Source organism: Streptomyces sp. VNUA24, from assembly GCF_029167005.1.
In the GTDB taxonomy this organism is placed as follows: domain Bacteria; phylum Actinomycetota; class Actinomycetes; order Streptomycetales; family Streptomycetaceae; genus Streptomyces; species Streptomyces scabiei.
The window spans coordinates 843,408-857,816 of sequence record NZ_CP119143.1 but is presented as its reverse complement, the minus strand read 5'-3'; the positions used below and the strand labels follow the sequence as shown (position 1 = coordinate 857,816).

1 protein-coding gene is annotated in these 14,409 nt (G+C 76.3%); it reads left to right on the top strand.

Annotation, left to right across the window (positions count from 1 at the left end):
* The first annotated feature begins 65 nt into the window (after positions 1-65).
* Positions 66-14,408 (top strand): type I polyketide synthase, encoded by a 14,343-nt coding sequence (locus tag PYR72_RS03265; RefSeq protein ID WP_275453769.1) that lies wholly within the window; start codon positions 66-68, stop codon positions 14,406-14,408.
* Position 14,409 lies beyond the last annotated feature (1 nt).

The window sequence follows — 14,409 nt, the reverse complement described above, 5'->3', positions numbered from 1 at the left end:
CCCGAACGCCGTCGTCGTCCCCGGCACCTTCTTCGTCACCTTCATCTTCCTCCGACCCGACCGTCGTGGAGGCGCTGAGGGACGCCCTCAAGGAAACCGCCCGGCTGCGCCGCGAGAACCGGCAACTCCAGGCGGGTGTGGGGGAGCCGGTGGCGGTGGTGGGGATGGCGTGTCGGTTGCCGGGTGGGGTGGTGTCGCCTGCGGGGTTGTGGGAGTTGGTGGCTGAGGGGCGGGACGGTGTGTCGGGGTTTCCGGTGGACCGGGGTTGGGATGTGGAGGGGTTGTTCGATCCGGATCCGGATCGGCCGGGGACGTCGTATGCGCGGCATGGCGGGTTTTTGCATGATGCGGCGGAGTTCGATGCGGAGTTCTTCGGGATTTCGCCGCGTGAGGCGTTGGCGATGGATCCGCAGCAGCGGTTGTTGTTGGAGTCGTCGTGGGAGGCGGTGGAGTCGGCGGGTATCGATCCGCACTCGCTGCGCGGCAGCCGCACCGGCGTCTTCGCCGGGATCATGTACCACGACTACGGGCCCGCACTTCACATCCCCGCCGGAGGCGTCGACGGGCAGCGGCTGACCGGCGGCGCGGGCAGCGTCCTGTCGGGTCGGGTGGCGTTTTCGTTGGGGCTTGAGGGTCCTGCGGTGACGGTGGATACGGCGTGTTCGTCGTCGTTGGTGGCGGTGCATCTGGCGGTGTCGGCGTTGCGGGCGGGGGAGTGTTCGCTGGCGTTGGCGGGTGGGGTGACGGTGATGTCGTCGCCGGGGACGTTTGTGGAGTTTTCGCGGCAGCGTGGGTTGTCGGTGGATGGGCGGTGTCGGTCGTTCGCGGCGTCGGCGGGTGGGACGGGGTGGGCCGAGGGAGTCGGTCTGCTGGTGTTGGAGCGGCTCTCCGATGCGCGGCGCCATGGCCACCGTGTGCTGGCGGTGGTGCGGGGGAGTGCGGTCAATCAGGACGGTGCGAGTAATGGGTTGACGGCGCCGAGTGGTCCGGCGCAGGAGCGGGTGATCCGGGCGGCGTTGGCGTCGGCGGGTGTGTCCGCTGCTGAGGTGGATGTGGTGGAGGCGCATGGTACGGGGACGCGGTTGGGTGATCCGATCGAGGCGCAGGCGTTGCTGGCGACGTACGGTCGGGAGCGGTCGGCGGGGCGGCCGTTGTGGCTGGGGTCGTTGAAGTCGAACATCGGGCATGCGCAGGCGGCTGCGGGTGTGGCTGGTGTGATCAAGATGGTGATGGCGCTGCAACGGCGCGCGTTGCCGAAGACGCTGCACGTCGACGAGCCGACACCGTTGGTGGACTGGGCCTCGGGTGGGGTCGAGTTGCTGACCGAGCAGCGGGAGTGGGAGGCGGTCGAGGGGCGTCCGCGCCGGGCCGGGGTGTCCTCGTTCGGGATCAGTGGCACCAACGCCCACCTCGTCCTGGAGGAAGCGCCCCCCGCCCCGCAACCGGAAGCGACCCCCGAGCCCGACACCTCCCCGGTGCCCCTGGTGCTCTCCGCCCGTACCCCGGACGCGCTGCGCGACCAGGCACGGCGCCTGCTGCCCCTGCTGCGGGACACCGCCGGGCCCACCGCCCGCGACCTCGCCTTCTCCTTGCTGACGTCCCGTTCGCTGTTCGACCACCGTGCCGTGGTCGGCGGGGACCGGCGGGCCTGGGAGGAAGGGCTCACGGCGCTCGCCGGCGGTGAGCCCGGCGCGGACGTGACGGCGGGCGAGGCATCCGCCACCGGACCGGTCGTGTTCGTCTTCCCCGGCCAGGGCTCCCAATGGGCCGGTATGGCGCGGGAGTTGCTGGACGAGTCGGCGGTGTTCGCGTCCCGGATGGAGGAGTGCGAGCGGGCGCTCGCGCCTTTCGTGGACTGGTCGTTGCTGGACGCCGTGCGCTCGGGGCGGGCGTGGGACCGGGTCGATGTGGTCCAACCCGCTCTCTTCGCGGTGATGGTGTCGCTGGCGGAGGCGTGGCGGTCGTTCGGTGTGGTGCCGGACGCGGTCGTGGGTCACAGCCAGGGTGAGATCGCCGCCGCCGTCGTGGCGGGCGCGCTGTCCCTGGAGGACGGGGCCAAGGTCGTGGCCCTGCGCAGCAAGGCGCTGGGTGTGCTGGCCGGACGCGGCGGCATGGTCTCCGTGGCCCTGGGGCACGACCGCCTGGCCGACCTGCTCGCCGACCGCCCCGGACTGTCGGTCGCCGCCGTCAACGCCCCCTCCGCCGGGGTGGTGTCCGGCGACCCCGACGCCCTGGCCGCGTTGCTGGCGGAGTGCGAGGCCCAGGGCGTACGGGCCCGGCGCATCGACGTCGACTACGCCTCGCACTCCGCCCATGTGGAGGAGATACGCGAGACGCTTCTGGAGGCCCTGACCGGACTGCGGCCGGCGGCCGCCCACGTGCCGCTGTACTCCACCGTCGAGGGCGGGTGGCTGGACACCGCCCGGATGGACGCCGACTACTGGTACCGCAACCTGCGGGCCACCGTCGGCTTCGCACCCGCCGTCCGCACCCTCGCCGAGTCCGGGTACACCGGGTTCATCGAGGTCAGCCCGCACCCCGTGCTCACCATGGGCATCGAGGAGACCGTCCACGAGGCGGGCTGCGAGGCCGTCGTGCTCGGTACGCTCCGGCGTGACGAGGGCGGCCTGCGGCGCCTGCACCACGCGCTCGGCGAAGCCTTCGTACGCGGGCTCCCCGTCGACTGGGAGCCAGCCCTCGCCGGCACCGGTGCCCGCCTCGTGGACCTGCCCACCTACCCGTTCCAGCGCCGCCGCTACTGGCTGGAGACCCCGCGGGCGTCGGACCCGGCCGCCCCGGCCGACGACGGACTGTGGCGGGAGATCGAGACCCAGGACTCCGACGTCCTCGCCCACACCCTGGGGGTCGACCCCGACGCGGTCGGCGAGGTGGTGCCCGCCCTGTCCGCGTGGCGCTCCGAGCGGATACGGGGGCGGCGCGCCGACGGCTGGCGTCACCGTGTGGGGTGGCGTCCGCTGACGCTCGCGCCGAGGGCGTCGCTGTCCGGGCGGTGGCTCGTCGTGCTTCCGGCGGCCGACAGCGGTGCCGATGTGCTGGCCGCGCTGACGGCGGCCGGGGCCGAAGCGGTCCCCGTCGTCGTCTCCGCCCCCGACCAGGACCGGGTCTCCCTCGCGGCCTCCCTGCGTACGGCGTCGGGCGCGGAGCCCGTGACCGGCGTGCTCTCGTTGCTGGCCGAGGAGACCCGCCCGCACCCGGCGCATCCCGACGTGCCCGCCGGGCTGTCCCTGACCCTCGCCCTCGTCCAGGCGCTCGGCGACACCGGGACGGACGCCCCGCTGTGGTGCGCCACCCGGACCCTGGCGGCCGTGGGCGGAGGCGAGCGGCCGGGAGCGAGTGCGCAGGCCGCGGTCGCCGGACTGGGCCGGACCGTCGCCCTGGAACGGCCCGACACCTGGGGCGGCCTCGTCGACCTGCCCGCCGTGCTGGACGAGCGGGCCGCGGACCGGCTGGGCGCGGTCCTCGCCGGCGTCACCGACGAGGACCAGGTCGCCGTGCGCTCCTCCGGCGTGTACGGCCGCCGCCTGCTCCCGGTCGGTCCCGGCCGTCCGGCCGAGGCCCGCCCCAGCCCGAGCGGCACCGTCCTCATCACCGGCGGCACCGGCGGGATCGGGGCCCAGGTCGCCCGCGAACTCGCCGAGCGGGGAGCCGCCCACCTCCTGCTGCTCAGCCGCCGCGGACCCGACGCCCCCGGCGCGGACGAACTGCGGGCCGAACTCACCGCGCTCGGCGCACGGGTGACCGTCGCCGCCTGTGACGTCGCCGACCGCGCGCAGCTGGCGGCGGTCGTCGCCGCGATCCCCGGGGAGGAGCCGCTCACCACGGTCGTGCACGCCGCCGGGGTCCTCGACGACGGCACCCTCGACGCCCTCGACCCGGCCCGCCTCGCCACCCTGATGCGCGTCAAGGTCACCGCCGCCCGCACCCTGCACGAGGTCACCGACGGCATCGGCCTCGCCGACTTCGTCGTGTTCTCCTCCTTCATGGGCGTCCTCGGCAGCGCCGGCCAGGGCAACTACGCCGCCGCCAACGCCGCGCTCGACGCCCTGGTCGCCGAACGCCGGGCCGCCGGACTGCCCGGCACCTCCGTCGCCTGGGGCGCCTGGGCCGGCGGCGGCATGGTCGACGACCGGATCGCCGACCGCCTCCGCCGCCTCGGCATCACCCCCATGGAGCCCAGGGCCGCCGTCCGGGCCATGACCGCCGCGCTCGCGGACCACGACGAACTCTGCGTCGTCGCCGACGTGGACTGGCAGCGCTTCCGCGAGTCCGTCGGGCTGCGCGCCACGGCGCTGCTGAGCGGCCTGCCCGGAGCCGCCGACGCGCGGACCCCCGCACCGGCCGGACCCGCCGAGCAGGACGGGCAGGTGCGCGGGCAGCTCGTCGCGCTCCCCGCCGCCGAACGGTCCCGTCACATCACCGACCTCGTGCGCACCCACGCCGCGACGGTGCTGCGCCACGGCGCGGCCACGGACATCGCCCCCGGCCGGGCCTTCGCCGAACTCGGCTTCGACTCCCTCACCGCGGTGGAACTGCGCAACCGGCTCGGCACGGCCACCGGACTGCGGCTGCCCACCACCCTGCTCTTCGACCACCCCACACCCCAGGCACTGGCCGCCCACCTGCTCGCCGAACTCGCCCCGTCGGACCCCGCGGCCGAGGAGGTGGGCGCGGCCCTCCCCGGGGGGACGGCCGCCGTCGACGACGACCCGATCGCGATCATCGGCATCGGCTGCCGCTTCCCCGGCGCCGCCCACGGCCCGGACGCCTTCTGGCAGCTGCTCACCGAGGGACGGGACGTCATCGTCGACTGGCCGGCGGACCGGGGCTGGGACGCCGACCGGCTCTACGACCCCGACCCGGACCGGCCCGGCACCACCTACAGCCGACGCGGCGGATTCCTCCACGACGCCGGAGGCTTCGACGCCGCCTTCTTCGGGATCTCGCCCCGCGAGGCCCTGGCCATGGACCCGCAGCAGCGGCTGCTCCTGGAGACCTGCTGGGAGACCGTCGAGCACGCCGGTATCGACCCGACCGCCCTGCGCGGCCGCCCCGTCGGCGTGTTCGTCGGCACCAACGGCCAGGACTACCCCGGCGTCCTCGACGGCGCGCCCGGCGTCTCCGAGGGCCACGTCATGACGGGCAACACCGCCAGCGTGATGTCGGGCCGGATCTCGTACGAACTGGGCCTCGACGGGCCCGCGTTGACCGTGGACACCGCGTGCTCCTCCTCGCTGGTGACCCTGCACCTGGCGGCCCAGGCCCTGCGCCGGGGCGAGTGCGCGCAGGCCCTCGCCGGTGGCGTCACCCTCATGACCACGCCCAAGCTGTTCGTCGAGTTCAGCCGCCAGCGCGGACTGGCCCCGGACGGCCGCTGCAAGGCGTTCGCGGCCGGCGCCGACGGCACGGGCTGGGCCGAGGGCGTCGGCATGCTCCTCCTCGAACGCCTCTCGGACGCCCGCCGCCACGGCCACCGGGTGCTCGCGGTGCTCAGCGGCACCGCCGTCAACCAGGACGGCGCCAGCAACGGCCTGACCGCGCCCAACGGACCCGCGCAGCAGCGCGTCATCCGGGCCGCGCTCGTCGACGCCCGGGTCACGGCCGCGGAGATCGACGCCGTGGAGGCGCACGGCACCGGCACCCGGCTCGGCGACCCCATCGAGGCCCAGGCCCTCCAGGCCGTGTACGGCGCCGGACGGACCGCCGAGGAGCCGCTGTGGCTGGGGTCGGTCAAGTCCAACATCGGCCACACCCAGGCCGCCGCCGGCGTCGCCGGCGTCATCAAGATGGTGCTCGCCATCGGCCACGGCGAACTGCCCCGGACCCTGCACGCCGACGAGCCCAGCACCCACATCGACTGGGACACGGCGGGCCTACGGCTCCTCGGCGAGCCCACCCCGTGGCCCCGGACCGGACGCCCGCGCCGCGCCGGCGTCTCCTCGTTCGGCATCAGCGGAACCAACGCCCACGTGATCGTGGAACAGGCACCCGACGCGGGCGAGGCGGAGGCCACGGGCGAGGCGGGCGGCACGGCCGGAGAGTCCGCGACCGGCGGCGCGGGCGAGACCCGACCGTCCCCGGCCCGGACGCTGCCGCTGCTCCTGTCCGCCCGGACGCCCGCCGCGCTGCGCGCCCAGGCGGCCCGGCTGCTCGCCCACCTCGACACGAGCCCCGGCACCCCGCTGCCCGACGTGGCCCTGGCGCTCGTCCGCGGCCGGGCCGCGCTGGAGCACCGGGCCGCCGTGCCCGGGGACGACGAGACGGCCGCGCGCCGCGCCCTGGGCGCCCTGGCCGCCGGGACGTCCGACCCGGATCTGGTCACCGGCCTGGCGGCACCCGGGCGTACCGTGCTGCTCTTCCCCGGCCAGGGAAGCCAGCGGGCCGCCGCCGGAGCCGCGCTGTACTGCGACGAGCCGGTGTTCGCCGACGCGCTGGACGACGTACTCGCCCACTTCGCCCCCCACCTCGACCTGCCGCTGCGCGACATCCTGTTCGCCGCCGAGGGCGACGAGCGGGCCCCGCTGCTGGACCGCACCCGGTACACCCAGCCCGCGCTGTTCGCGCTGGAGGTGGCCCTGTTCCGGCTGCTGGACCACTGGGGAGTCGTCCCGGACCTGCTCATCGGCCACTCGGTCGGCGAACTCGCCGCCGCGCACGTCGCCGGGGTGCTGGACCTGCCCGACGCCTGCGCCCTGGTCGCCGCGCGTGGCCGTCTGATGGACGAACTGCCCGGCGGCGGCGCGATGGTGGCGGTCGAGGCGGGCGAGGACGAAGTGCTCGGTGTGCTCGGCCTCCTGGAAGAGGCCGCGGACGGCACGGTCGCCGTCGCGGCCGTCAACGGACCGGCGGCCACCGTGATCAGCGGTGACGAGGACGCCGTCCTGCGCGCGGCCGAGGAGTTCCGCCGCCGGGGGCGCCGGACCCGCCGGCTCACCGTGAGCCACGCGTTCCACTCCGCCCGGATGGACGGCATGCTCGACGCCTTCCGTGAGGTGGCCGAGGGCCTGACGTACGCCGAGCCCCGCATCCCCGTGATCTCCGACCTGACCGGTGAGCCCGCCCCCGCCTCCGAGTTGTGCTCCCCGGAGTACTGGGTGCGGCACGTGCGCGGCGCGGTGCGGTTCATGGACGGCGTACGGCGTCTGGTGGTCGAGGGCGCGACGACGTTCCTGGAGGCCGGGCCGGGGGGAGTGCTCTCCGCGCTGGTGCCGGCCTGTCTGCCGGAGGACGGGCCCGGAAAGCCCGGCGTGACGGCGATCCCGTTGCTGCCCAAGGGCCGGCCGGAGGCGGCCTCGGTCGTCGCGGCCCTCGCCCGCCTGCACGTCCGTGCGGTCGCCGTCGACTGGACCGCCGGGCACGAGGGCACCGCCGCCCCGCATGTCGACCTGCCCACCTATCCGTTCCAGCACGAGCGGTTCTGGCCGCGCCCGGCCGCGCGGAAGGACGCGGACGGCGCCCCCACGGACTCCGACGCCTTCTGGGACCTGGTCGGCACGGCCGACGCGCCGTCGGTCGCCTCGCTGCTGGGACTCGACGAGCGGGCACCGCTCGGTGACGTACTGCCCGCGCTGTCCGCCTGGCGCGCGCGCCGGGACGAGGAGGCGGCCGCCGCCCGGCACCACTACCGCGTCGCCTGGCAGCCGCTGGCCCTGCCCGCCCGCGTCCGGCTGTCCGGCTCGTGGCTCCTCGCGGTGCCGGACGACCCCGCGGTCACGGAGACGGCCGCGGCCGTCGAACGAGCCCTCGCGGAGCACGGCGCCGAGACGACCGTCGTGCGGATCGGTGCCGGCACCGGGCGCGCGGAACTGGCCGAACGGCTCCCCGCCGGAGTCACCGGTGTGCTCTCCCTGCTGGCCCTCACCGACCTCCCGCACCCGGACCACCCGCCGCTCGGGGCCGGACTCGCCCTCACCCTGACCCTGCTCCAGGCACTCGGCGACACCGGCAGCCGCGCCCGGCTCTGGTGCGTCACGTCCGGCGCGGTCGCGGCGGGCCAGGACACGCCGCCGTCGCCCGCCCAGGCCCGGGTGTGGGGACTCGGCAGGGTCGCCGCCCTGGAACACCCCGACCGCTGGGGCGGCCTGGTCGACCTCCCCGAACGGCTCGACCCCGCCGCCCTGCGCGGTCTGTGCGCGTGCCTGGGCGGCGCGGACGGCGTCGACGCCGGTCACGGTGACGGTACGACGGACGGGCTCGCCGGTGAGGACCAGATCGCGGTCCGCCCGTCCGGCCTGCTCGGCCGGCGGCTGACAGCCGCTCCGGAGGGCGTTCCGGCCTCCGGCGGCCGGGTCATCGGCGGCCACGACGCCGCCATCGGCGATGAAGCCACCCCCGGCGCCGGACCGGCCCCCACCGGCTGGCGCCCCCGGGGAACCGTTCTGGTCACCGGCGGCACGGGCGGTATCGGCGGGCAGGTCGCCCGCCGGCTGGCCCGGGAAGGGGCCGAGCACCTCGTGCTGGCCGGCCGGCGGGGAGCGGCCGCCCCCGGCGTGGCGGCGCTCGTCGCCGAACTGGAGCAGGCGGGGGCCCGGGTCACCTTGGCCGCCTGCGACCTCGCCGACCGGGCCGCGACGGCCGCGCTCGTCGAGCGGCTCCGGGCGGCCGGGGACACACCGCGCGCGGTCTTCCACGCGGCGGGCACCGTCTCCGACACCCGCACCGACCAGTGCACACCCGCACAGCTCCACGCCGAACTGGCCGCCAAGGCGGACGGAGCCGACCACCTCGACGCCCTCCTCGCCGACGAACCGCTCGACGCCTTCGTGCTGTTCTCCTCCATCGCGGGCACCTGGGGCAGCGGCGGCCAGGCCGCGTACGCCGCCGCCAACGCGCACCTGGACGCCCTCGCCGCCCGGCGCAGGGCCCACGGGCGCACCGCGCTCTCCGTCGCGTGGGGCCCCTGGGAGGGCACCGGCATGGCCGACGGCGACGCCGGCGCCGGACTGCGCCGGCACGGCCTCGTCGGCCTGCGGCCCGAAACGGCGCTGACCGCACTCCGCCAGGCGCTGGACACGGGCCGCACGGAGGCCGTGGTCGCCGATGTGGACTGGCGGCGGTTCGTCCCCGTCTTCACCTCCGGACGCTCCAGCAGGCTCCTGGGAACACTGCCCGAGACCACCGGGGCCGCCGCTGCCCCCGCTCCTGTCGAGGGCGGGCCGACGGCCGGCACCACGGCACCCGAGGACCACGCCGACCGGTGGCGCGACCGGCTTACGGCCCTCCCCGAGGCGGAGGGCGACCGGCTCCTCGTCGAACTGATCACCACCGAGGCGGCGGCGATCCTCGGCCACGAGTCCGCCAGGCGCGTCGACCCCGAACGCCCGCTGCGCGACATCGGCTTCGACTCCATCACGGCCGTCGAACTGCGCAACCGGCTCGTCTCCGCCACCGGCTTCCGCCTGCCGGTCACCGGGCTCTTCGACCACCCCACGGCGACCGGCCTCGCCCGGCACATCCGTGAGGGCCTGACGGGCGCCGCACGGCCCGCACCCGTCCCGGACACCACCGCACCCCCGGCCCCGCACGCCCCCGACCCCGCCGACGACCCGCTCGCCGTGGTCGCGATGGCCTGCCGCTTCCCCGCGGGCGTGCGCGCCCCCGAGGACCTGTGGCGGCTGGTGGCCGACGAGGTGGACGCCATCGGCGCCTTCCCCACCGACCGGGGCTGGGACCTGGACTCCCTGTACGACCCCGACCCGGACCGGCCGGGCACCTTCTACAGCTCCGGCGGCGGATTCCTCGACGGGGCGGGCGACTTCGACGCCGCTTTCTTCGGGATATCGCCCCGCGAGGCCCTGGCCATGGACCCGCAGCAGCGGCTCCTCCTGGAGACGTCCTGGGAGGTCCTCGAACGCGCCGGGATCGACCCCCTGTCGGTCCGCGGCAGCCGCGGCGGCGTCTTCGTCGGCGTGGCCTCCCAGGGCTACGGCACCGGACCGGGCACCTCGGCCGACGGCGTCGAAGGGCACCTGCTGAGCGGCAACGTCACCAGCGTGGCGTCCGGCCGGATCGCCTACACGCTCGGCATCGAGGGCCCGGCCGTCACCCTCGACACCGCCTGCTCCTCCTCCCTGGTCGCCCTGCACCTCGCCGGTCAGGCGCTGCGCGCCGGTGACTGCTCCTTCGCGCTTGTCGGCGGCGCCGCCGTGATGGCCGCCCCGGACGTGTTCGTGGAGTTCAGCAAGCAGGGCGGTCTCTCGCCCGACGGCCACTGCCGCTCCTTCGCCGACGGCGCCGACGGCACCGGCTGGGGCGAGGGCGCCGGCATGATCCTCGTCGAGCGGCTGTCCGACGCCCGGCGCCTCGGGCACCCCGTGCTCGCGCTCGTTCGCGGTACGGCGGTCAACCAGGACGGCGCCAGCAACGGCCTCACCGCCCCGAGCGGCCTCGCCCAGCAGCGCGTGATCCGCGAGGCACTCGCCCACGCCCGCCTGACCACCGCCGACGTCGACATGGTCGAGGCGCACGGCACCGGCACCGTCCTCGGCGACCCCGTCGAGGCCCAGGCACTGCTGGCCACCTACGGCCAGGGCCGCCCGGCGGACCGGCCGCTGTGGCTGGGCTCGCTGAAGTCCAACCTCGGCCACACCCAGGCCGCGGCGGGCGTCGCGGGACTGATGAAGACCGTCCTGGCCATGGGGCACGCCACACTGCCCAGGACCCTGCACGCCGACGAACCCACCTCCCGGGTCGACTGGTCCGGCGGCGCCGTCCGGCTCCTCGACCGGGCCCGCCCCTGGACGGCCCCCGGCCGCCCCCGACGCGCCGGAGTCTCGGCGTTCGGCATGAGCGGCACCAACGCCCATGTGGTCCTGGAGGAGGCGCCCCCGGAGCCGGTCGCCCTGGAGCGCGCCGCCCCGGAGCCGCCGACCGCCGCTCAGGACAGCGGCGTCCGGCCCGACGCCCCCTCGTCGCCCGCACTGCCCTGGCTCCTGTCCGCCCGTTCGCAGCCGGCCCTGCGCGAACAGGCCGCACGGCTGCACGCCCACCTCACCGGCCGACCCGACCTGCGGCCGGCCGACGTGGCCCACGCGTTGGCGACCACCAGGTCCGCGCTCCCGCACCGGGCCGTCGTCGTCGGCACCGGCCGCGGTGAACTGCTGGACGCGCTGGTCGCCCTCGCGGACCGGTCGGCCGCGTCCGGGGCCGTCGAGGGACAGGCCCGCGGCGGCGGCCGTACCGTCTTCGTCTTTCCCGGGCAGGGGTCGCAGTGGGCGGGGATGGGAGCGGATCTGCTGGACGCGGCTCCGGTCTTCGCGGAGCGGGTGGCGCAGTGCGAGCGGGCGCTGTCGCCGTACGTGGACTGGTCGTTGACCGCTGTGCTGCGCGGCGGGTCCGGTGCGCCGTCGCTGGAGCGGGTGGACGTGGTGCAGCCCGTGTTGTGGGCGGTGATGGTGTCGTTGGCCGCGCTCTGGCGGTCCTGCGGTGTCGAGCCGTCGGCGGTGGTCGGGCACAGCCAGGGGGAGATCGCGGCCGCCGTGGTGGCAGGGGCGTTGTCCCTGGAGGACGGGGCCAGGATCGTGGCCCTGCGCAGCCGGGCCCTCGTGGCGCTGGCCGGGGCCGGCGGCATGGTGTCCCTCGCCGTCTCCGAGGACCGGGCCCGCGCCCTCCTCGCACCGCACGGCGACCACGTCTGCGTGGCCGCCGTGAACGGCCCCGACGCGGTGGTGGTGGCCGGTCGGCCGGACGCGCTCACGGACCTCCTCGCGGCCTGCGAGCGGGACGGCGTACGGGCCCGGCGCATCCCCGTCGACTACGCGGCACACTCGGCCGAGGTGGCCCGGGTCCGCGACGACCTGCTCGACGCGCTGGCCGGCGTGACGCCCCGCACGGGCGGGACACTGCTGTACTCCACGGTCACCGGCGAACCCCTCGACGGATCGCTGCTGACGGCGGACTACTGGTACCGGAACCTGCGTGAACCCGTCGAGTTCGCGCGTGCCACCGAACGGCTGCTGGACGCCGGATTCGACCTCTTCGTCGAGGCGAGCCCGCACCCCGTGCTCACCGCCGGAGTCGAGGGAACCGCCGAACGCGCGGGTCTGACCGTCACCACCGTCGGGACGCTGCGCCGCGACGACGGTGGCCCCGCACGGTTCCTCGCCTCGCTCGCCGAGACCTGGACCACCGGAGCCGAGGTGGCCTGGCCGGACGTCGTGGCCCAGGCCGCGCCCGGCGCCCGACCCGTCCCCCTGCCCACCTACGCCTTCCAGCGGACCCGGTTCTGGCTGCCCACCCCGGGCCGCACCGCCCCGGCGGCCGGCGTGTCCGGCGGCGCCGCACAGGACCGCTTCTGGGCGGCCGTCGACAGCGGCGACCCGGCCGGGCTTGCCGCCGCCCTGGGCGCGGACGCCGACGCCACACCGGAGGGCTTCGCCCCGGCGCTGCGCGAGGTGCTGCCGGTGCTGTCCGGCTGGCGCCGCGCCCGGCTCGACCGGGACGCCGTACGGTCCCTCGGCTACCGGGTCCGCTGGCAGCCGGTGGCCGACCCGCCGGCCGCGCCGCTCGACGGCGACTGGCTCCTCGTCGTACCGAAGCAGCACGCCGACGACCCGCTCGTCGGCGCGTGCCAGGACGCGCTGCGACTGGGCGGCGCGCGGGCCCGTGCCGTCACCGTCGACGCGGGCGACGCGGCCCGGACCGCGCAGGACGTCGCCGACGCCGTCGCGGACGCGCCCCGGCCGGTCTCCGGCGTGCTGTCGCTGCTGGCCCTGGACGAGCGTGCGGCGGCGGAAGGGGCCGCCGTGCTCGCCGGGACCGCCGCCACCCTCGAACTGCTCAAGGCCCTGGACACCCTGGGGATCGACGCCCCGCTGTGGTGCGTGACCGGCGGCGCCGTCGCCGTCCACCCCGACGAGCGGCTCACTCGTCCGGGCGGGGCGCAGCTGTGGGGGCTCGGCCGGGTCGTCGGCCTGGAACAGCCGGGGCGCTGGGGCGGCATCGCCGACCTGCCGCCGAGCCCCGGCCCGGACGAGGCGCGCCGCCTCGCCGCCTTCCTCGCGGGCGGCCACGAGGAGGACCACCTCGCCGTCCGGCCCACCGGCGCGCACGCGCGCCGACTCGTCCACGCCCCGGCCCCCGACACCTCGGCGGGCCGCGACTGGACGCCGGCCGCAGGCACCGCCCTGATCACCGGCGACACCGGGGTGCTGGGCGCGGACATCGCGCGCTGGCTGGCCCGGCGCGGCGCCCGCCAGGTCGTCCTGGCCGGGGACCGGAGCGCGGATCGGGAGACCGTGGCCGCCCTGCGTGACGAACTCGCCGCACTGGGAGCCGAGTTGACCGTGCCCGACGGCCCGGACGCCCCGGCCGGCCTGCTCGGCGGGGCACCCCTGACCGTCGCCGTCCACCTCGCCCGTGCCCACGACCCCGGCGCCTCGCTCGCCGAACTCACCCCCGAGGACCTGGAGGGCGCCCTGCGTTCCGCCCTCGGCCCGGTGGCCGACCTCGACGCGCTGCTCGACGGCCACCCGGCACCGGACTCCGTCGCCCTCGCCGTGCTGTTCCCGTTGAGCGGTGTCTGGGGGGCCGCCCGGCGCGGCGCCGCCACCAGCGCCTACGCCGCCCTCGAAGCGCTGGCCCGCGACCGCCGCGACCGGGGCAGCCGGTGCGTCACCCTCGCCCTCGGCGGCCTGGAACCCGCGCCCGCCGGCTCCGACCCGGTGGAGCGCCCGCTGGACGTGAACACCGTCCTCGCAGCCCTGCAGCAGTCGCTGGACCACGACGAACCCGCCGCGATCCTCGCCGACGTCCGCTGGGACCGCGTCGTGGCCGCCGTGCCCGACCCCCGCGCGCTGCGGCTGCTCGGCGAACTGCCCGAGGCGGCCTCCGCCCCGGGGGACACCACGGGGGACGACGAGGACGACGCGGCCGCCGAACTCGCCCGCCGGCTCGAACCGTTGGACGAACCCGCGCGACGCCGGCTGCTGCTCGACCTGGTGTGCGACCACGCGGCCGCGGTCCTCGGCCACACCGGCCGCCAGGCCGTCCCGGCCGACCAGGCGTTCTCCGCCGTCGGGTTCGACTCGATGCTCGCCGTGTCCTTCCGCAACCGGCTGCGCACGGCGACCGGCGTCCCCATCGCCGCGACGGTGGTGTTCGACCATCCCACCCCCACCGCCCTCGCCGACCACCTGTACGACGGGCTGTGCGCCCGTCCCGGACCGGCCGTTCCCGCGCTCGCCGAACTCCGGGCGCTGGAGGCGGCCCTGACCTCCGCCGACCCCCGCTCCGACGGCGCCGACGAGCTAGGCGCGCGCCTGCAGGACCTCGTACGGACCTGGGCCCGGCGCACAGCACCCGACACCGGCCCGGCGGACACCGACGCGATCGGTTCGGCCAGCGCCGACGAACTGTTCGACCTGCTCGACAACAACTTCGGAATGGCCTGAG